This window comes from Bacillus salitolerans (assembly GCF_042680805.1).
In the GTDB taxonomy this organism is placed as follows: Bacteria; Bacillota; Bacilli; order Bacillales; family SA4; genus Bacillus_CJ; species Bacillus_CJ salitolerans.
Window position 1 is genome coordinate 1 of record NZ_JBHUEM010000012.1, and the last position, 18,888, is coordinate 18,888.

Here is an 18,888-nt window from a genome sequence, read left to right on the forward strand (position 1 = left end):
AGACCATCATACACACTCTTCCATAAAAAAGGGAAGTCCTTAACTGGAAAAAAGTGTTGCATTTTATCAAGCAAAAACTGTGTCAACTCTTTCAAGCGGTCACAGATGTAGGTGATGAAAGATTAGTTGCATTTTTAAGCAATAACAATCCTGCTTATTCTCACTTTGAAAAAGACAAATACGGTAATTATGATTGGAAGTCTGCTGAAAAAAGAGGAGGCGCTCTTTCTCATTTTTTAATCCGATCAAGAAAAGGTATAGATGATGGATATGTCAATCTAATTTTCCTCACAATTACAACCAAAGATAACGAAATTTCGAAAATGGAGTTAGGTGCTAATGAACACGTATTCGTTGAAGAGTTTGAACTACACAAAAATGCTGCAATTTGGACAGAGCTACCTAAGGAGAAAGAAATTACGTATAAATATAAATATTACGATATGGATGGGAAGTTAATTGAAAATAATTAGCGATCGGGGCAATGATTGGAAATGTGGCTTTAGTTTTTGAGCCTTTTCTTTATTTAATAAAGGAGCAGCATTCCTGTAAAAAATAAACCGTGCCTGTGAAGAATTGTACTTAATAGTAACGGGAACAATTCTGTAATAAGCAAAAGAAGATCAGCAGTTGCCGGTCTACCTTTATTGATGAGGAAGGAAAAGGTATGGACCATTATTGAAGTAAACAGTAGGAATGTTAAATCCAACGTAGGGTGGTGTAGATTTGAATTACGTTATAATATCACTTTCTTTATTGGTTTCAACAATCACATCTGTTCTACTATTAAAAAAGAAAAACAATAAAGGATGTAGTATGTTAACTGCTTTTTGTCTAAACGTACTAATCTTAGTCATAGCAACGTGGACTTTTTATAGTATGGATGATGAAGCTAGGACTTTTGGTTTCGGGCATTCCGGTTTATATGTATTGATATTTGCTATCCCAGTAATAACTTGGATAAATTTTTTAATACTTCAATTTGTCAATAATAAGGAAATAACAGTTTAAACTTAGGTCGGTTACTTCCTGCAGAAACCGTGAGATTGTAAGTGTGGGTGAATACGAGGGGGATGAATATGTCTGAAAATAAGATATGGGTGGATTTTGAAAACGATGAAAACAATATTTGAAAAAATAATATACTTTAGTTTTACTCTGTTCATTTTTATTGTTTTATGGAAAGTAACCGGTGAATTATGGGAAGCATTTATTCCTTGGAATTATAAAACTGATCTATTAGGAATATTTGTAGTAGCACCTTTACTAATAGCAGTTTCATTTATGTTATCTAGTTTGTGTTTCAAAGTTATCAGGGAGACTAAATAAAAAATTAGATTTTGAATATTAAAGGGGGCTAATCTTCAAGAAGGAGATTGGCTTTTTTTTCCTTGAAGTAAGAAGCAGTTTACTTCAACAAGCTAATTGATTATACTAATTTAGAAATTTTCTGGATGGAGGAATAATTAGTACCAAAGGATAAGATGTTGGAAATTGCCAAGTCAATGAAATAGCTTATTTAGTTAACAGGGCGAGTGCTCAATTAGAGCAGTCGCTTCTTATGTTAATTGAGCAGGATAAGTTAAACAATGTTCGGTTAAAATTGATCCGAGGTGATAAATGTGGCAAACTCAAATGAAGGTTATTTAAATGTGATAGGTTTAGAGGGAGATACAAGAGAAAAAGCTAAATTAAAGGTTTTGATTGATAATCCGTCTGGAAAAGTTAATAAAGAAATCTTGTTAAAGATATATAATTATATTAAAGAGGTTTATGGAACAGATAAGTGTTCAGTTCTTTGGTGGGAATGGAATGAACAACCTACTCCTTCTATAAAAATCATAACAATATATAATAATATTCAATTCCTGCAAGATTTATGGGAGAGAATTGCAGGCAACTACCTGATATTTTTACCAGTCCAATTTGATTTAAAAAAATTTAAACAAAAGGAGAAGGATGAAGAAGAGTTTATTGGTATGTGTTTAATCAAGTATTATCATTTAATAGTAAAATCACCAGATGGATATGAAGTATTATATTTAACCTTGAATAATGAGAGTTAAGCCGATTTACTTCAGCTGAACGGGGGCGTATCTAAAATAAGCAGATACACATTTTTTTATGCGGGAGTTATTCATCTTGTTGTTTCCTTATAATTTATTTCAATTATCTGTTTTGTTTCATTATTAAATGTAATATCAACAAATACTCCGAATTCTTTACTATCATTTTTTAGCCAAAGTTTAAATTTTTCAATTGAGTATTCCGTCTCCTTTTCTCTTCCGATGTAAAGGTAATCAATAATATCAGCTTTAGGATATTTTTCTTTTGTCTTTTCCATAGCTATTTGCCCCCATTTAGCATAAGGGGGAACTTCTTGTTCAGCTCTTGTAACAGTAGAAGTGTTAAGATTTATAAAATCTACAAACAAGAATAAGACAAAAAGTAACAGCAAGGATATAAATGCTTTCATTTTTTTAAACCTCTTTTTTTAATTAGTTTTTTCCAGAATGTTAAGGGTTATTCATCGAATGCTTCTTCAACTACCATGAAATATAAAATTCTTTGGTGGAGAAGAAATGCTTACTTGTTCTGCAACTTCTCTATCAAGATTTGCGATTTGCTCTGCTAGGAAGTCCATATGAGTAAGGATAGTCTTAAGCATCATTCTTGATAAAAACTAATATATCCTTCTAGTGCTAACTCAAGTTCAGCTCTATTCTTTTTATAAATGTTTCTAGCCATGCCTGCCAGCTTAATAGGGTCATCTTCTCCATCAGCTATCGCTCGAAGCATCAACATAGAGGAAACTCCATTTTTCTCTTACACAACAGAACCTAATTTGATATTGGCTCCTTCTAGAACTTTTTGAAGGCGATTTTGCCCCCTCGTGTTCTCTTCAATCCATACTTCGGTGATAACGAACCAACTCTCTTAAATCTCGTTGATTACGATCAGGGATAAAACTGGCTTTTAATAAGCCGTAACGTAATAGTTTCGCAATCCATTCTGTATCATTAATAGCTATCCTACGTCCTGTAACAAACTTAATGTGTTGAGCGTTGATAACTAGAAACTCAATATTTTCACTTACCAGTAAGCACAATAGGCTCCCAGTAAACACTCGTACTCATCCATCGCAACGTGAGTAACCCATGTTCCTTAATACAGTCTTATAGCTCCAACAAAAACACAGTTGAAAAGGTTTTAATCTCCTTTCAATTTGGTGTAAGAATGCATGCAGTTATAGAATCTTTATCAAGATCCATACCGCAAGCTAGTTCTATTATTACTTCCCATGTTCATCTACCTTTCTGCCACTTGGAATGGAGGCTGGTTCCAACAACCAGAATATGATTAATCAACCATGAGTGCTTCCGGAAGGGCTACAGTCAGTGGTGCACCTCCGTCGAGGAATATAGCCTTTAAACATGATGATAATTGAGTAGGCTGGTGCCTTTTAGAATAATGCAATCATAGATAAATCAATGCCCGAACATGTCAATAGCCTCGATAAAGCATTAAAAAGAAAGTATGGATTAGATAATATGAATGAGCCTCTAAAGAGTAATTATTCATTTCCTAAAAGACTTTAGCAAATGAATATTGTCTAATGAAATAAAAATTTAGGAAAAATAATCTTAGGTTAATTTAACTATAAAACAGATTACATCTCAAATGGTTGCTATAACAACTAGTTATAATTGACAAGAAAAAACAGTGTTAATAAAAATTATTAAAGTAGATACTAAAAGAATCTTAAGCACATTCATATTATCGAAAGGAATGATATAAATTGACAAAAGTTTTATATATTACTGCTCATCCACATAACGAAACTTTTTCTTATAAGTGTATGGCAGTTGCTAAGGCTTTTATTAAACATATAAGGGAGTAAATCCTAGCCATAAGGTAGTCATATTGATTTTTATAAAGATAACATACCTCAGATTGACGTGAATGGATTTAGTGGATGGGAAAAATTGCGATCAGGAACTGCTTTTGATGAATTTATTCTCTGAAGGGGCAGCTAGCTGCTGCAATGGAAATAGGGCATGCCATAGATGCAATTATGCAATTCTTTGGTGTTCCATCATTTGAAGGTTTATTTGTTGAATGCCATGCAGCGATGCCTGATAAAGCAGAAGAAATTAAGGAAAATGCTTCGCAAGAGCAAAAGACTTAGCTTTTTAAATTTTATTTTTGAATTCATTAAAATATATGATCACTTTTTCAGAAAGGGAGATTAAATATGAAAGAGAGTCAAATCGAAGTACATGCAATTATAAATGGTGAAAAAGTAAAGTCTGAAAAGAAACAACCTCGCGAAAACCCAACACGTCCTGATGAGGTAGTTGGTTATGCACCAGTAAATACACGAGAAGAAGCTATTCAAGCAATTGATGCTGCTCATCATGCATTTCCTGCTTGGACGGAAACTCCTATGGATGAACGCATTGAAAGAATGAGAAAAGCCATACAAAAAATAAAAGATGCAACTCCAGAAATTTCAGAATTATTATCAAGGGAACATGGAAAGCCACTTTATGATTCCGAGGGTGAAATAGGAGTATCTCTAATGTGGATGGAGTTTGCTTGTGATAATGCTAAGGAAGTATTAAAGGATGAGGTACAGGAGCATGATATCGGGAAAACAATAATTGCTCGTGATGGAATAGGTGTTGTTTCAGCAATTACACCATGGAATTATCCTTTATCTTTGTCTACGATTAAGATTGCTCCAGCTCTTTTAGCAGGAAATACAATGGTATTAAAGCCAAGCCCACTAGCACCTTTAGCGGTTAGTAAAGTAGTGGAAATGATCGCAGATGAATTTCCGAAAGGTGTCCTAAATCTTGTTCACGGTGAATCAGATGTGGGTGTTGAATTAACATCTAATCCGAAAGTTGCCAAGATTGCTTTTACTGGTGGAACGGAAACGGCGAAGCATATCATGAAGGCGGCAGCTGATACAATTAAACATATGACATTAGAATTAGGTGGGAATGATGCAGCTATTATTTTAAAAGATTTCGATGTCAATGACGAAAGAGCGATGCGTCGTCTCGTTATTTCGAATTTTTTAACAGCTGGCCAAATTTGTATGATTGCAAAAAGAATTTATGTAGATCGATCCATTTATGATCAGTTTGTAGAAAAATATATTGAAGCAGCAAATAAGTGGATCCGCGTCGGTGATCCATTCAATAAGGATGTTACGATTGGTCCAGTAAACAATAAAAGACAAGTTGAATATGTTAAAGGATTAGTTGATGATGCAGAAAGAAAAGGGGCTAAGGTTGTTAAATTAGGACGAATTCTGGACGAGGATGTATATAATAAAGGTTATTTTATGCAGCCAACCGTTGTATTAGGTGCGGATTATAATGATCCAATTGTCGTAGAGGAGCAGTTTGGTCCAACCGTACCAATCCTACCTTTTGATGACGATAAGCATGCGATTGATTTAGCAAATGATAGTATATATGGGTTAACAAGCTCTGTTTGGGGAGATGAAAAACATGCCATTGAAGTAGCAAGACATATTCAAGCTGGAACAACAATGATTAATACTGCTGCAGTTCAAGGTCTTGATGTACGCTTCCCATTCGGTGGTGTTAAACAATCAGGAATAGGGCGTGAATATGGTAAAGAAGGTCTCCTAGCATACACCGATACTCATGTTATAAACATTCCTAAAAACGGTGAATTACCATATATTCCGGAGTAATTTCAATAAAATTTCGAAATCACATAAAGATAACCCAGTAATTGACTTTGCTGGGTTATTTAATGAAGGTAGTGAAGACAGTGCAAAAACCAAAACTTTGGACAAAAGATTTTATTAGTATTTCATTAGCTAGTTTTTTTATTTTCCTTATTTTTTATATGCTAATGGTTACACTGCCGATCTATATAACAGATGACTTAAATGGGAATGGACAAGACATTGGGCTAATGGCTACTGCATTTGTTATTTCTGCGATTATACTGCGCCCTTTTTCAGGCAATTGGCTAAACTCAATAGGTCAAAAGAGAACGTTGCTGATTGGTGTGACCATCTTTTTAATTGGTTCATTTTTATATTTTGGTGCAACATCGATATCACTATTATTAGCAATACGTATTCTCCATGGAAGCGGCTTTGGAATAGCAACTACCTCAACAGGAGGAATTGTTGCAAATGTTATCCCTAATGAACGACGTGGTGAAGGAATGGGATATTATGCTACCTTTATGAACCTTGCTATGGTTGTTGGCCCCTTTTTAGGTCTTACCATTGTGCATTCCGTAAGCTATTATGTCTTGTTTATTTTGTGTGGTGTCTTTTCGGTTCTTGCCATATTGTTTTCATTATTTATAAATGTGCCAGAACCTGAAAGAGAACAAAAGCCTTTAAAAAAGCAACTGAGCTTTTCGGACTTTTTTGAAAAAAAAACACTACCAATCGCGATTGTCGCCTTTACACTTTCGTTTGTCTATTCAGGTGTTCTTTCGTTCATTTCTGTTTATGCGGGACAATTAAACCTTGAAGAAGCCTCTAGTTTATTCTTTGTTGTTTATGCTACTTTCCTGTTAATTTCTAGGCCCTTTACAGGGAAATGGTTTGATCTATATGGTGAAAACGTCGTGATTTATCCATGTATCTTATTATTTGCAGCAGGAATATGGTTATTAAGTCAGGTCCAGGCTGGGTGGATGTTGTTGCTTGCTGGTGGACTTATTGGTCTTGGGTTTGGGACACTCCTCTCTGCATTTCAATCCATAGCGATTCAATCTTCACCTTCAAAAAGGGCGGGTGTTGCAACTGCTACCTTCTTTGTATTATTTGATGCAGGTTTTGCAACTGGTTCATTTCTGTTAGGTATCATAGCAACCTATATAGACTATGCTCAAATTTATATAATTTGCTCAATCTTAGTTCTCTTATCGATTGGTCTATATTATGTTCTGCATGGAAGAAAAGTACAAAGAAGGAATATTTTTATTTAATAGGTAATACTCACAGATTCTTATACAAAAAAATAACGCTGTTCCATATTAGATCATGTACAAATTATTTTTATATTGTTCAGAAAACTCGTTAATTAGGATTATTGTCTAACCTTATTTATAAACAACAAATGCAGTTACAAAGAAAATGTACAATCATTTACCTGAACATAGCTGAACAAGGTGTTTTCAAAAATAGATTAGTTACTGCGTAGTTCAACGATACATGGAATTAAACAATTTTATGAGGAGGAGCGGTCACTTTTTAGGTGATCGTTTTTTCGTATTAGACTAAATACTATGTAGTAATGTAGTTTGAGGTGGAAATGTTCATGAACAGGAGTTATTCAACATTTTAACGTGGTTAGAAAAGAGTGTTTTTTTAAAGAGATGCAAAGAAATATTTTATCTTCCTTTCACATACGGTAAGAATTAAGTTATAAAACATGATAACCGATGTACCACTAACAATTGTTATAAAGAGATGCTTTTTTTATATGGATAAGATGAAAACAACAACAAATACATCTTCTGCACAGTACAAATATACTCATAATTAAGCAATTACTAATACCCACATCATAGCGGTCGTCTTTCTTTTAAGACAAAATACTGCCCTGTATAGTTCGCATTAGCAGCCAACTTTTTAAGTGTATCCTAGAGTGAATAGAGGTTAACTTATACAGAAACTTAGAAGGAGAGCACCTTTCTTTTAGGGAATGCTCTTTTTTGATTAGAAAAAGACCTTTCGAAATATTAATTGTTAAAATAAGGATTTAATGTTAAAATGACCTTAGTCATAATATGACCAAGGTCATATTAATTAGGAGAGGTAGAAATTCGATGTTACGAGAAGAAAGAAAAAAAGAATTAAAAAAACACATTTTCTTTAAATCAATCGAACTATTTAAGGAGTATGGGTATGACAATGTTACTGTTGAAAAAATTGCATCATCTTGTGGAATTGCTAAAGGTACCTTCTTTAATTATTTTCCAAAGAAGGAACACGTATTACTGTATTTGGGGAGTTCACAAAATGAATACCTTCAAGAGGTCGTACAAAAATATAAGGATGAAAAAATTAAACAAAGACTGTTACTCATTTTTAAGGAACTCTTATCTATTTACTTGGAAAATTCAGATCTCTTAAAACTTACGTTGACAGAAACCATTCGCTCTGCTCTAAAGGATGAATCAAGAAACATAAATATATTTAAGGAAACCATGACTACTTTGATTGAAGAAGCAAAAGCAAATAAAACAATAAATACTCGCTTTGATTCGAATACGATTGCCTCTGTTCTTGTAGGAATCTATTTTAACACCCTAATTAGTTGGTCTGTAAGTCAAGATGAGAGTGTGCATATTGTCTCTATTTTTGAAAGGCAATATGAAGTGATTTGGGAAGGTATTGAAAAAGACCTAAATTAAAAGTGGAGGGATTGAGATGGAACTACTATTCATTTACTTGTCGGTTATAATCTTAGGTTTAGTAAGCGTGTTACATTTTTATTGGGTATTTGGTGGGACATGGGGAGTCCAAGCCGCCTTACCAGAAAAAGTAGAGGGTGGATCTGTATTTACTCCGAGATGGATTGAAACTTTATTTGTTGCAGTAGGATTGATTGGTGTGGCTTTTATATTATTAGCACAAAATAATTTAATTTCATTTATTACACCGAATTCCTTTACGAAATGGTCAAGTATCATACTTACCTTCATTTTTTTCCTTAGAGCAATTGGAGACTTCAAGTATATTGGTTTCACTAAGAGAATCAAAAATACTACTTTCTCAAAGTACGATACGAAACTTTACACTCCTCTGTGTTTATACTTAGCTTTAATATTTATGACTTCATGGTTATTTTAAAGAAACCTTTTCTATAAGCAATGAACAGTGGATAAGCTGAGTTTAGGGAATGAGGAGATAGGATGAAAAATAGAATCCTTATCATCGGAGCTGGAATAAGTGGATTAGCGTGTGCTCTTATGTTTGAAAAGATTGGTTATACACCAGTAATCTTTGAAAAGTCCGATTGCCTTCGACATGATGGCGGTGGTTTAACCTTATGGAACAATGCAACCGATGCACTTCAAGCAATGGGTCTATTAGAAGAGATTTACGAAAGTAGCAAAATTATATGTGAATCATCCCTTACAACATCATCAGGAAAAATACTAGCCAAAATCCCACTAGATGAGCTAGCAACTAAATATGGTACTTACACAGTAGGTATTTTAAGGTCTAACCTTCATCACATACTTGCTAGTAAGTTAAATCAAACAGAAATCAAAACAGGCTACAATCTAGTAAACCTAAAAGAGACAAATGAAGAAGTAATCGCGCATTTTGAAAATGGGCATGAAGAAGCAGGGGAGCTTTTAGTAGGAGCAGATGGGATTTATTCAGCAGTAAGAAATAAGTTATTTCCTAATCATGACTTACGCTTTAGTGGTTATGAAGCTTGGAGAGGGATTTCTTCTTATACAAACCAATATACGAAATCTGGTTTCACGTTTGAATCTTGGGGTAATGGGAAGCGGTTTGGGTTCATTCCAATGTCAGATTCCCTAGTTTATTGGTTTGCGACAAGGAATACATTGGAAAATCTGAAAGAAAGTCAGATTTCTAAAGAACAATTAATCTATTCGTTTAGAGAATTTGTCCAACCTGTTCCAGCCGTAATTGAAGTGACAAAAGGAAAGGATATCACTAGAAAATTAATCTATGATTTTAAGCCATTACAGAATTGGTCAAAAGGAAGAGTAGTGCTAATTGGCGATGCAGCACACGCTACAACACCTAATTTAGGACAGGGAGCCTGTATGGCATTAGAGGACTCAGTGGTACTTGCACAATGCTTAGAACAAGGCAAAAATCCCTTTGATGCAGTAAAGGCATTTGAAGAAAACCGTAAGGATAGAGCTAAGCTCATTGTGAATAAATCTTGGATGTATGGAAAGATTGCACAAATGGAAAATAGCCTTCTTTGTAAGGTAAGAAATTTGATAGTCAAGAATTGCCCTTCTATATACAAGAATAATAATTTTAATAAAATAGTAGGCCACAAGATTTAAATGAGAGGAATAAGGTAATTTTAGAAGCGTAGTACAAATATACTGTGCATTCAAAATTGGATGAATTTAAGGTATGTTAAGTAAAGAAGAATATGCTATAAAAATTAAATGATTTACTTTATAAACAAATATTGGTAGCTAAGTATTTTTGTGTATGTTATATTTATTGAAACACAATAGAAATAGGTGAAGAAGTCCGACATAAAAGTGGTTTGGTTTACAAAAACTTTTTTATGATTGGGAAAGAGTGGAAAATCAATTTTAGCATTCCGAATTCAAGCATCTTGTATGCTTATTCAGTATGCCAATTGATTTTTAACTCTTCGGACTTATTCACTTTTTAAAACCGCAGAGTAATCTCTGTGGTTTTTTGTGTTCTAAAAAGATAAAATTGGAGGTAATTCTTTTGAAACGGTATTTTGTTAATGATGGGGAAATCAATGTACACGTAACAGAATGGGGAAGCAAAGATAAACCTGTGATTTTTTGCTTACACGGTTTAGGTAGTACAAGTTTTAGTTTTATCGAAATTGCTGAAGAACTAAAGATTGATTACAGAATTATTTGCATTGATGCTCCTGGTCACGGTAAAACAGATATATTTAGCCGTGCAGAAAGCTATGAAATGCCTGTGTTAGCTAATTGGTTGGATAAGATAGTTGAAATATTGAAAATCAATAAGTTTTATTTTTTATCTCATTCATGGGGAAGTTTTGTTTCTTTATTCTATATACTTAATTATTCTGAGAAAGTGCTGGGGGCAATTCTAATTGACGGTGGCTACCAGACTAAAAGAAGAAGTTCCACTTCAATTGAAGAAGAAGTTGAGTATTACGAGCAGGATTTTGAAGAGTATGTAGAGACCTGGGAAGAGTTTTTGGATGTTGCGGTTTATAGGGATTCCAGAAGATCAGACTTATTAGATCTTGCAGCAAAAGATTTAGTCCTTGTAAAGGATGGTAAGTATTATTGGCACGCAAGAGGAAAGACGGCTGGTAACATTATTAGAGGTATGCATAAGGATGAAACTGAGGATATATATGAAAAGCTTCCTCATAATCTGGATATTTTATTGCTGCGTGCCACTCTCCCTAAATCACAGGATGCGTATAGGGATTTAACCTCAAGTATTTTTGAGCAAAAAACAGGAGCAACTGTAAAGTTAGTTCCAGATGTTTCTCATATGTTACATTGGGATAATCCAAAAATTGTTATTAAAGAGATAAAAGAAAGATGGTAATAATCCTTGTTGAACTGACGGCTGCAATTCTTCAATTAGGATAAAATAAGATCAGCAAATGCTGGTCTTATTTTTTATTAAGATATAACTGAAGGATTTATTAAGCATAAAAAGAAATATAATCGTAAGTGCAAAATTGGAGGTCAGTCATTGAGATGCTACCTTATTATCTCTCAGATACCTATATTCCTAAATTTTTCGAATCTTTTGCTGAACAAAATGAAGAAATAAAGGCTATAAAGCTGAATATGAAATGGGTAACAAAAAGTTAGGAAAAGGTATTGAAAAGACTGAGTTTTATCAATTTAACTGATTTTAAAAATTCTTATTCAAGTAAAAGGTGATTTGCGTCATGAAGGGTTAAGCACCCTATTTATTAAAGTAAAGTTATTAGAAGAACACAACATCAGTAATGAAGGAGAAATAATGAATCACGTACTTAAAGTAATGGGGTCAATTATTCAATAATAAAATGATTAGCTTCGGCTGGTCATTTTGTGTTTTAATGAGTTCAATGTCAAAACTGAAACAATCCAATATTTATATCCGATATATATAATGAAATTTTTAATGAAGTCTATTGTTTCCTAAACTTTCGTCAACAATATCGTTTACTTTTTCTATGCCTTGTTCTACCATTTCATCGGCAATCATTACAATGTCGGTATCGTATTTTGGATTTTTTAATACATCGAATTGAAGTTTTTCGGCATAAGGAGCTGGTCTATTCATCATGAAAGCAGAAGTAACTTCACAATATTTTTCGCGTGCTTCTAAAACACTTAATTTACCTGTTACAATATCATTCATCAAATTTAGGGCAAGGATATTAGCTGCTTCCATGTCACAACGGGAGGATACTTCACCTCTTGTTCTTTCAACAATAACACTACCATCGAATTTAGCCAGTTCGCTAAACATCTCTGGTGGTACGGTATAGTTAATACAGTTCTCAATTACATCAGTATGAGGTTGTGGGAAATCATGAGGAATTTCATCACGATAAACAATTGTACGTTTCCAAGGTCCATTATTATACCAAATTAGTCTGCTTTGAGTAGCTTCGTTAGGAGGGCCATATTGTTCAATTGTAAGATTAGCTGCTTTGTTTGACATTGAATTCCAATTATTTATTATACTTTTAACAAAGTCCATAGAAACTACATTATTCGTTGTCTTCTCAGCACCACCAAAGGTTTGTACTTTGAAATCACTCATCATAGCTGTTGCTGCTGTTTTCACTTTCTCTTCTTGTTCCAAATTTATCACCCTTTTCATTTTAGTGTTCTTAGTTTTTAATATATTTCCAAAATATATACCTGACTTTGAACTAAGAGTTGCTGTAAAGTAATTCTAAATGGATCTCTGATTTCGTTATCCCAAAAGCATCAATATATAACCTTTAGTTGAAGTATATTCTTATCAACAGATTAAACATTTCACTTTAACGATGGAAAGTGTTAAAATCAATACAACTTTCTTTAGAAAGGAGCTCGAATATGTCACTACCTTATTTAAAAGAAGCCATCAATAATGGCGATACTGAAAAGTTAATTAGATATGTAAGATTACATTTTGGAGATGGAAATGAGGATGCTGGGCGTAAGGAGATTGATAAATCTTGGATAGAAGCCCTTAAGCTGTTACTGGATTCCCCAAACACAGACCGTGAGTTTATTTATGAGACACTTGAAACGAAAGACGCGGAAACTTTGGCTCACCTGTATTTTAATCTTCATTTTTATCTATTAAAAAGATCGGGGGAATGGATACATGACGGAAACCTCTAAATCTACACAATTGCGTCCTGGACTTTGGAACACAGTAAACGAAAGATATCCTGGATCAATGATTTCAAAAGAGGACTTTATTCCACTATCGTTTTTGAACAAACCACTTTCAAAATCAAAGTTAACATTCATAAGTTCAGCAGGTGTACAACCAATGGGAACAATGCCTTTTGACACAGTTCATCCTATTGGAGACTATACATATCGGAAGGTACCTTCTCACTTAAAACCTGAGGAATTAGAAATTCATCAATTGAAATATCCAACAGTGGGGGCAAACCAAGATATTAATGTAATCTTTCCCATTGAAAGATTGCAAGAGCTTTCTCAGGATGGAGTAATTGGTGGACTTACTAGTAACTTCTTTTCTTTTATCGGTTATAACATGGATCCAGATAAACTTGAACTAAAGTTGGCTGAAGATATTGCTGACGCTGTTGTTAAAGATCATGCAGACATAGCCCTTTTATGTCCTGCATGACCAATATGACATCAGTCTGTCGCGCTCGTGCAGCGTGCTATAGAACGAAGAGGCATTCCTACAGTATCACTATCAGTGGCTCTAGATGTTACAGAACATGCAAAGCCACCAAGAGCAGTATTTTTGCCTTTCATGATGGGACATCACTTTGGTGTTCCATACCATAAAGAACTTCAGCGGAACATTATCACTGAAGCTCTTAATCATCTTGTTAATGCAAAAGAAAGTGGTGAAGTTAAGTTTTTACCATTTACATGGGCAAAAGCAAGAAAAGAGGGTATTAAAATTAAGAAATCATTAGGAATAAACTAAAAACCGGGGAATCTTAAGAAAACTTCACTGAAAATGAGCCACAAATAAAAACACCTTAGAAATGTACACTTGATATAAGTATGTTTCAATGTGTTTTTGCTGGGTCAAAAAATGTTTCCTTATTAAACAAACGGTAGCTTTAGTTTATGCACGTTTTGTAAATGAATAAGAAATTATATGTTTTTGTGTGTATCTTATTACGATGTGCTTAGTATTCCGGCTCCAGCACCCAGCCACTCGAGGTCAAATGTTCTAGATGAGTAAAAGGGGAAAAGCACCTTTTCATTTGCTATGCCTGAGGCTAAACGGGGCGCTAGCGTCTTTTGTTCGATAAAAAGTATAAAACTTTGGACTACCTCAGACCTTGATGCTGTGGAATTTTTCATATGCTCTTTGTATTGAATAATAATATTAATGTACATCCCTAAACTTAAAATATGGCTTTGATAGACTGCCTTTTCAAAAGGATTACGAGTAGCTGCAGCCCTTAGAAGAATAGCTTTCTCCTTAGCCCAACCTTTAGATTTTCTTTTACATAACCCATGTATTTTATCAGTAATCACATCATCAGTTTCCTTTAATATATCTTCTGAGGAAGGGTATTCTAAAAGTGTTAACATAGACAAATCATAACTGTTTATTTTAGTAATAGGTCGAGGTGAAATATTCCATTTTTGGCAGGATAAACCATTATTCTTGAAGAAATATATCCTATCAAAAAATGAGGTGGGATACTAATGATTGTTAAAGCTACAGATAAAGATATAGAATTTATACTTACTAAGGCTACAGATGCTGCTAGTGAAGGAGTCCAACAAGAAGTAAGTCCTGAGAAGACAGAAGTTTTATTTACAAGTATCTTAAAAAATGGAGGCTATTATTTAGTTTGCAAAAGCAGTGAAGAAGAATTTTGCGGATGGATACTATTGGGTGAAAATAAAGATTACTTCACCGATATAAAACATGGGTTTATTTATGATATTTATGTACTACCATCATTTAGAGGTAAGAGCATTTCAAAAAAACTTATTAATGAAGGTATAAAATCATTGAAGTCTAAAGGGTATAATGAAATTAGGTTAAATGTATATTCCAGTAACCACGCAAAGGAAATTTACAAAAAAAATAGGATTTGAAGACTTAAATACAATTATGACAATCTCGGTTTAGCTTGTTCAAAAGCTAGATGGAAAGTGTAAGTGCATAATCAAGGAGTTATGCATTTTTTACTTTGTAATAGTTTATGTAACATGCACTTAAACTATACGAGGGGGCATTTACAATTAACTTAAAAGATAAAATGGGGGGAACAAAAAATTAGCAAAGCAAGAAAATACACTATTATTATTTCTCTATTAACTTTTATAGGCTCTTTATACGGAGCATTTTATAGATTCTTTAATTACGATGGATTCTTTATTTTTGCAATAGTTGCATTCATATCTTTAATAACGTTTATTGTTTCAGGGTCACACGATGTAATAAAACCAAGATCGGATAACGAAAGACAAAAGTTATATTTATTATTCCATTAACGGGGGCGTTTCTGCACAGAAGCAGGAACGCTTTCTTACTAACGAAGCAATTTAATGGAACAGTTACCACGTAATTTCTGAAACGATAAGTTATGAAACCCCGTCTAATTTATATAAAGGAGTGAGTGGGTTTGAAAAAACTTAGTTTAATTTTATCTTTAATACTTTTATCAATAGGGTTATTGGGCTGTAAACAGAGTATTGAAGGTCATAAACAAAATAATACTATAGCAAAAATAGATAAAGGAATTAAAGATGAGTTTGATATTACAGGTACTATTACTGAAATAGATAAAGACAGAAATCGGGTTTTATTAAACGTAACAAAAAAAGCAATTGAAGAACAAATTTGGCTTACAGTTGGTAAATACACTAAAATTTCTAATGAAAAACATGAAAAGTTTAGTTTTATGGACTTAAAAACAGAAGTTAAATTAAAAGCAAATATTAGTGGAGATATATGTGCAGAATCATTGCCAATAATATGTAGTGCTAGGGATATTGTAATTGAAGAATAAGTTTGTTCAACTAAGGGGAGCAATTCTTCAATTAGCATTTTAATGGTCAGCTACGGCTGGTCTTTTTTTTATAGCGTCGTTTAGTTGAAGAAAGCTTGTCTGTTATTAAAGGACTTTTAGTTTCAATAAAGAAGTATACATTATAAGAAAATAGCAATATTTGGAGGTAAATATGAGGGGTAAAGATTTATTGGAAGCAATTGATTTAAAAAAACTTACAATTGTAGAATTGCAAATTAAGTTTGAAGAACTTAAAGAGAAATATCCTGAAAAAAAAAGATTATATATGTCACACAAACAGCAACAATTGAAGCGGATTTACAAATGCAGATGACTGAAAGTATAGAAGATGAACCCATTTTAGGTAATGCATTAACACAATATGAATTAAATCCTGCAATTGATATTAGTGAAAAAGAAATACTAAACACTACTGCTTGTATCTATTTGAAAAATGTAAAACTAACTCCACTTACATCACCGAGTTCTCCCATTTTTTTAGATGAGTTTATTTTATTTTCAGATCATCTATTAGGAATTACCACGGTATAATAAATGTCGACAAGGTGGATGCAGTAATAAAGCTAGGAGTTGTCAATGGACAGCTCCTATTTTACTATTTAGTGGGCCGCTGGATGAAGGAAAATAATAATGGTACTGTTGAAATTTTCGCTATATGGGAATATGACAGTTATGAAGATTATTTAGAAATTGAGAAGAAAGTACGAAGTGATGAAGCTCACGTTAAACGTATTAATGATTGGTATGAAAAAAATGGTGGAAAAGAATATGTATATAAGGAATACTTTTTAGAAGTGAGAAGTGAAGCTTTAGAGTCCACTGTAATACTTCAAGAAAAAAACTAATATAATACTATGCTAATTTTCTTTAATAAAGCTAGAGCTGATGCTGAACATAGCGTTGCCCCTGTCCTATTCAAGAACAGGGAAGTTTGTACAGTAGGATAATTGATCATCTTATTCAATTAAAGGGAGAAACAAGGAAGGCTTCTGATGTTATAGAAAAATTTTGGGGTCGATGTTGAACTAAAGGGTACCGATGCTTCAATAACGGATTAACGCATTTTCCTTATTGAAATAATGGAGAAGTAGAGTTATAAGAGAAAATTGCATTAGCAAAGGAGGATATTATGCAGTTTAAAGTTTTACTTAGTGTAGTCTTCTTTACGCTTCTATTATTTGTAGTTGGTTGTTCACCAGATAAGGAAGCACTAAATATTGAAGGAGTTATTGGGGAAATTTTAGAAATGGATGATGACTCAATTTTAATCCAAAGTAACGACAATAAAGTGGATGTAAAATATACAAACGAAACCGTTTTTAATGGTAAAAAACGTAATGAATTAGGTGTAGGTGATAGAGTGAAAACTTGGTATAGTAGCGAACCTCTTGATTCTAATCCAATGCAGGCTACAGCTTCAAAAATTGAATTTATTAAATAGACATTTATTGCACTAAAGGGTGCGAAAATGTAATAAGAAGGTTGCTGATCTAAGAAGGATTAGCAACCTTAATATTGAAGTATAGGAGCAGAAGAGTTGAACAAGACATAAAGGGGAAATTCAATCAGTAGAGGGGGAAACAATATAGAATTCGCATTAACATTCTTACTATTTGTTGCAATTATCCTTCCATTTACCACCTTTGTCCATGAACTTGGTCATGCCATAGTAGCATCTAAATTACTTAAAGTACCCGTGGAGATTAGATTAGGGAAGAAATTTAAAGGTAATGGTTTTACTATTGGGAGATTAACCATAAAGGTACAACCATTGAGTGGGTGGGTTGGGTTTTTTAGTTATAACGTTTCACCAGAAAAAGTCAATAGGGCTTTCCACATTGCCATATTCCTTGCGGGTCCTTTTTCATCGCTATTATTGTGTTGTATTTGCTTTCTACTAATTTCTTATGTTAGTTTTCCTACTGCTATTAACTTTTTTATGAAAGCAATTATGAATGCAGCACTAGCACAATTTGTAATTACAATAATACCAATAAGGTATCCATCTTTTTTGGGGGCATATAGTGGAATATCTAGTGACGGTTATAAAGTAGCAAAATTACTTCAACGTAGATAAATGTTCGTTTGCTTGTTGCATTAACAGGTGCGTTTCAGCAGGAATGCTTTTTGATTCTAAGGAGGCATTCAAAACTATTTATAGAATATGTATTTATTATTAGTTGATAAGAGAGGGTGTGTCGTCAATGATAAATACAGAAAGTAAAAAGATATTGGGAAGGAAATCAAAAATAATTTTTTATTGATTTTTATTATTATTCTTATGTCTGGTTGGGACGTTATGATGAAAGTGTAGATTCTGATAATTATTATTCAGTCATTAATGATCAAGGTAAATTAATTGGAAACTGTGAGTTCTTTAATGTTGGTGAAGTTACAGAAGAGGTTATAGCGGTAGGTGTGCAAAAGAAACCTTCTCTGACTGGAAAAGGGAACGGTTTAAGGTTTATTGAAGCAATAATTGAACAAGGGAGAGTACTTCTAGGATATGACCACTTAGAGCTGGCCGTTGTCGATTTTAATAAGCGGGCAATCAAAGTTTATGAAAAGGCAGGCTTTAATACAAAGGGAAACTTTCAAAACAATATAAAAGGAAAAGACTATAATTTCATCATAATGGAAAAGGATTGGTAAAGTAATTCCTTATTCAAGTAATGGGGGCGAATATTGAATAACAAAATGGGATCAGCTGCGTCTGATCCTTCTCTTTTTTTAGGGTCGGTTAGTTTAAGAAGTAAGTCATCACTTCTTAATGAGTAGTAAACGTATACTGTGCAGCAAAGAGGATCAGCTTTTGTTTTTGTCAACATTATATTGAGCCAGAGTGATCACTTCAAAAGTGAGCCACTTATTGAGTGTTAACTCCCATTATGGGGGGAGGGGCAAGATACACAAATAC

General features: G+C 33.4%; 24 protein-coding genes and 2 pseudogenes. 21 read left to right on the forward strand and 5 right to left on the reverse strand.

The window, feature by feature from the left end; all coding sequences use genetic code 11:
- The first annotated feature begins 56 nt into the window (after nucleotides 1-56).
- Nucleotides 57-473, forward strand: coding sequence for a hypothetical protein (locus ACFSCX_RS09760; protein WP_377928030.1), 417 nt, complete (start codon nucleotides 57-59; stop codon nucleotides 471-473).
- A gap of 1,149 nt (nucleotides 474-1,622) precedes the next feature.
- On the forward strand, nucleotides 1,623-2,066 hold the full coding sequence (locus tag ACFSCX_RS09765) for a hypothetical protein (RefSeq protein WP_377928031.1): 444 nt from the start codon (nucleotides 1,623-1,625) through the stop codon (nucleotides 2,064-2,066).
- 71 nt (nucleotides 2,067-2,137) lie between these two features.
- On the opposite strand, the gene ACFSCX_RS09770 is transcribed toward ACFSCX_RS09765, so the two are convergent.
- The 3 genes from ACFSCX_RS09770 to ACFSCX_RS09780 form a co-directional block, all read right to left on the reverse strand.
- Entirely contained in the window at nucleotides 2,138-2,476 is a 339-nt protein-coding gene (locus ACFSCX_RS09770) for a DUF3889 domain-containing protein (protein ID WP_377928032.1), read from the reverse strand.
- A gap of 191 nt (nucleotides 2,477-2,667) precedes the next feature.
- A complete protein-coding gene (locus tag ACFSCX_RS09775) occupies nucleotides 2,668-2,805 on the reverse strand; it encodes a hypothetical protein (RefSeq protein WP_377928034.1) in 138 nt (45 codons plus the stop codon).
- Between the two features lie 97 nt (nucleotides 2,806-2,902).
- On the reverse strand, nucleotides 2,903-3,127 hold the full coding sequence (locus tag ACFSCX_RS09780; protein ID WP_377928035.1) for an IS110 family transposase: 225 nt from the start codon (nucleotides 3,125-3,127) through the stop codon (nucleotides 2,903-2,905).
- Nucleotides 3,128-3,491: 364 nt separating this feature from the next.
- Between ACFSCX_RS09780 and ACFSCX_RS09785 the strand changes: the two genes are divergently transcribed.
- From ACFSCX_RS09785 to ACFSCX_RS09820, 8 genes and pseudogenes are all read left to right on the forward strand, one after another.
- Nucleotides 3,492-3,599, forward strand: coding sequence for a hypothetical protein (locus tag ACFSCX_RS09785; protein WP_377928036.1), 108 nt, complete (start codon nucleotides 3,492-3,494; stop codon nucleotides 3,597-3,599).
- A gap of 200 nt (nucleotides 3,600-3,799) precedes the next feature.
- Nucleotides 3,800-4,197, forward strand: a pseudogene (locus ACFSCX_RS09790) (NAD(P)H-dependent oxidoreductase).
- A gap of 58 nt (nucleotides 4,198-4,255) precedes the next feature.
- On the forward strand, nucleotides 4,256-5,734 hold the full coding sequence (locus ACFSCX_RS09795; protein ID WP_377928037.1) for an aldehyde dehydrogenase family protein: 1,479 nt from the start codon (nucleotides 4,256-4,258) through the stop codon (nucleotides 5,732-5,734).
- A gap of 62 nt (nucleotides 5,735-5,796) precedes the next feature.
- A complete protein-coding gene (locus ACFSCX_RS09800; RefSeq protein ID WP_377928038.1) occupies nucleotides 5,797-6,996 on the forward strand; it encodes an MFS transporter in 1,200 nt (399 codons plus the stop codon).
- Nucleotides 6,997-7,839: 843 nt separating this feature from the next.
- Nucleotides 7,840-8,427 carry a TetR/AcrR family transcriptional regulator gene (locus tag ACFSCX_RS09805; protein ID WP_377928039.1) on the forward strand — a complete coding sequence of 196 codons (588 nt, stop codon included), beginning with the start codon at nucleotides 7,840-7,842 and terminating at the stop codon, nucleotides 8,425-8,427.
- Nucleotides 8,428-8,443: 16 nt separating this feature from the next.
- Nucleotides 8,444-8,866: a DUF3995 domain-containing protein gene (locus ACFSCX_RS09810; RefSeq protein ID WP_377928040.1), complete on the forward strand. Its 423-nt coding sequence runs from the start codon at nucleotides 8,444-8,446 to the stop codon at nucleotides 8,864-8,866.
- A 62-nt stretch (nucleotides 8,867-8,928) separates the two neighbouring features.
- Nucleotides 8,929-10,074 carry an FAD-dependent monooxygenase gene (locus tag ACFSCX_RS09815; RefSeq protein WP_377928041.1) on the forward strand — a complete coding sequence of 382 codons (1,146 nt, stop codon included), beginning with the start codon at nucleotides 8,929-8,931 and terminating at the stop codon, nucleotides 10,072-10,074.
- A gap of 406 nt (nucleotides 10,075-10,480) precedes the next feature.
- Nucleotides 10,481-11,314, forward strand: coding sequence for an alpha/beta fold hydrolase (locus ACFSCX_RS09820; protein ID WP_377928042.1), 834 nt, complete (start codon nucleotides 10,481-10,483; stop codon nucleotides 11,312-11,314).
- A gap of 567 nt (nucleotides 11,315-11,881) precedes the next feature.
- On the opposite strand, the gene ACFSCX_RS09825 is transcribed toward ACFSCX_RS09820, so the two are convergent.
- Complete coding sequence (locus ACFSCX_RS09825; RefSeq protein ID WP_377928043.1) at nucleotides 11,882-12,574, reverse strand: hypothetical protein; 693 nt, start codon at nucleotides 12,572-12,574, stop codon at nucleotides 11,882-11,884.
- 239 nt (nucleotides 12,575-12,813) lie between these two features.
- Between ACFSCX_RS09825 and ACFSCX_RS09830 the strand changes: the two genes are divergently transcribed.
- Genes ACFSCX_RS09830 through ACFSCX_RS09840 form a run of 3 tightly spaced genes read left to right on the forward strand, consistent with a single transcriptional unit; the run spans nucleotide 12,814 to nucleotide 13,897 of the window.
- On the forward strand, nucleotides 12,814-13,104 hold the full coding sequence (locus ACFSCX_RS09830) for a hypothetical protein (protein ID WP_377928044.1): 291 nt from the start codon (nucleotides 12,814-12,816) through the stop codon (nucleotides 13,102-13,104).
- Nucleotides 13,088-13,585 carry a glycine/sarcosine/betaine reductase selenoprotein B family protein gene (locus ACFSCX_RS09835; RefSeq protein ID WP_377928045.1) on the forward strand — a complete coding sequence of 166 codons (498 nt, stop codon included), beginning with the start codon at nucleotides 13,088-13,090 and terminating at the stop codon, nucleotides 13,583-13,585. The genes ACFSCX_RS09830 and ACFSCX_RS09835 overlap by 17 nt, the downstream gene beginning before the upstream one ends.
- A 27-nt stretch (nucleotides 13,586-13,612) precedes the next feature.
- The gene (locus ACFSCX_RS09840) at nucleotides 13,613-13,897 is read left to right on the forward strand and encodes a hypothetical protein (protein ID WP_377928046.1); all 285 of its coding nucleotides are present in this window, start codon (nucleotides 13,613-13,615) and stop codon (nucleotides 13,895-13,897) included.
- A 383-nt stretch (nucleotides 13,898-14,280) separates the two neighbouring features.
- On the opposite strand, the pseudogene ACFSCX_RS09845 reads toward ACFSCX_RS09840, so the two are convergent.
- Nucleotides 14,281-14,523: pseudogene (locus ACFSCX_RS09845) on the reverse strand (IS110 family transposase); the annotation flags it as partial.
- A 111-nt stretch (nucleotides 14,524-14,634) separates the two neighbouring features.
- On the opposite strand from ACFSCX_RS09845, the gene ACFSCX_RS09850 reads away from it, so the two are divergent.
- The 8 genes from ACFSCX_RS09850 to ACFSCX_RS09885 all read left to right on the forward strand — a co-directional run bounded on the left by ACFSCX_RS09850 (nucleotide 14,635) and on the right by ACFSCX_RS09885 (nucleotide 18,623).
- A complete protein-coding gene (locus tag ACFSCX_RS09850) occupies nucleotides 14,635-15,033 on the forward strand; it encodes a GNAT family N-acetyltransferase (RefSeq protein ID WP_377928047.1) in 399 nt (132 codons plus the stop codon).
- Nucleotides 15,034-15,563: 530 nt separating this feature from the next.
- The gene (locus tag ACFSCX_RS09855) at nucleotides 15,564-15,950 is read left to right on the forward strand and encodes a hypothetical protein (protein ID WP_377928048.1); all 387 of its coding nucleotides are present in this window, start codon (nucleotides 15,564-15,566) and stop codon (nucleotides 15,948-15,950) included.
- Between the two features lie 172 nt (nucleotides 15,951-16,122).
- Nucleotides 16,123-16,284 (forward strand): hypothetical protein, encoded by a 162-nt coding sequence (locus ACFSCX_RS09860; protein ID WP_377928049.1) that lies wholly within the window; start codon nucleotides 16,123-16,125, stop codon nucleotides 16,282-16,284.
- Complete coding sequence (locus ACFSCX_RS09865) at nucleotides 16,275-16,502, forward strand: hypothetical protein (RefSeq protein ID WP_377928050.1); 228 nt, start codon at nucleotides 16,275-16,277, stop codon at nucleotides 16,500-16,502. The genes ACFSCX_RS09860 and ACFSCX_RS09865 overlap by 10 nt, the downstream gene beginning before the upstream one ends.
- 14 nt (nucleotides 16,503-16,516) lie before the next feature.
- Complete coding sequence (locus tag ACFSCX_RS09870; RefSeq protein WP_377928051.1) at nucleotides 16,517-16,816, forward strand: cytoplasmic protein; 300 nt, start codon at nucleotides 16,517-16,519, stop codon at nucleotides 16,814-16,816.
- A 284-nt stretch (nucleotides 16,817-17,100) separates the two neighbouring features.
- Complete coding sequence (locus ACFSCX_RS09875) at nucleotides 17,101-17,412, forward strand: DUF3221 domain-containing protein (RefSeq protein ID WP_377928052.1); 312 nt, start codon at nucleotides 17,101-17,103, stop codon at nucleotides 17,410-17,412.
- 183 nt (nucleotides 17,413-17,595) lie between these two features.
- Nucleotides 17,596-18,048 (forward strand): site-2 protease family protein, encoded by a 453-nt coding sequence (locus ACFSCX_RS09880; RefSeq protein ID WP_377928055.1) that lies wholly within the window; start codon nucleotides 17,596-17,598, stop codon nucleotides 18,046-18,048.
- Between the two features lie 212 nt (nucleotides 18,049-18,260).
- Nucleotides 18,261-18,623: a GNAT family N-acetyltransferase gene (locus tag ACFSCX_RS09885; protein ID WP_377928053.1), complete on the forward strand. Its 363-nt coding sequence runs from the start codon at nucleotides 18,261-18,263 to the stop codon at nucleotides 18,621-18,623.
- Nucleotides 18,624-18,888 lie beyond the last annotated feature (265 nt).

Bases quoted from the DNA above. Each gene is read 5' to 3' on its own strand.
- ACFSCX_RS09865 (WP_377928050.1), top strand. From the start codon at position 16,275: ATGCAGATGACTGAAAGTATAGAAGATGAACCCATTTTAGGTAATGCA.
- ACFSCX_RS09770 (WP_377928032.1), bottom strand. From the start codon at position 2,476: ATGAAAGCATTTATATCCTTGCTGTTACTTTTTGTCTTATTCTTGTTT.
- ACFSCX_RS09775 (WP_377928034.1), bottom strand. From the start codon at position 2,805: ATGTTGATGCTTCGAGCGATAGCTGATGGAGAAGATGACCCTATTAAG.
- ACFSCX_RS09860 (WP_377928049.1), top strand. From the start codon at position 16,123: ATGAGGGGTAAAGATTTATTGGAAGCAATTGATTTAAAAAAACTTACA.
- ACFSCX_RS09795 (WP_377928037.1), top strand. From the start codon at position 4,256: ATGAAAGAGAGTCAAATCGAAGTACATGCAATTATAAATGGTGAAAAA.
- ACFSCX_RS09830 (WP_377928044.1), top strand. From the start codon at position 12,814: ATGTCACTACCTTATTTAAAAGAAGCCATCAATAATGGCGATACTGAA.
- ACFSCX_RS09805 (WP_377928039.1), top strand. From the start codon at position 7,840: ATGTTACGAGAAGAAAGAAAAAAAGAATTAAAAAAACACATTTTCTTT.
- ACFSCX_RS09835 (WP_377928045.1), top strand. From the start codon at position 13,088: ATGACGGAAACCTCTAAATCTACACAATTGCGTCCTGGACTTTGGAAC.
- ACFSCX_RS09815 (WP_377928041.1), top strand. From the start codon at position 8,929: ATGAAAAATAGAATCCTTATCATCGGAGCTGGAATAAGTGGATTAGCG.
- ACFSCX_RS09785 (WP_377928036.1), top strand. From the start codon at position 3,492: ATGCCCGAACATGTCAATAGCCTCGATAAAGCATTAAAAAGAAAGTAT.
- ACFSCX_RS09875 (WP_377928052.1), top strand. From the start codon at position 17,101: ATGCAGTTTAAAGTTTTACTTAGTGTAGTCTTCTTTACGCTTCTATTA.
- ACFSCX_RS09800 (WP_377928038.1), top strand. From the start codon at position 5,797: ATGAAGGTAGTGAAGACAGTGCAAAAACCAAAACTTTGGACAAAAGAT.
- ACFSCX_RS09850 (WP_377928047.1), top strand. From the start codon at position 14,635: ATGATTGTTAAAGCTACAGATAAAGATATAGAATTTATACTTACTAAG.
- ACFSCX_RS09810 (WP_377928040.1), top strand. From the start codon at position 8,444: ATGGAACTACTATTCATTTACTTGTCGGTTATAATCTTAGGTTTAGTA.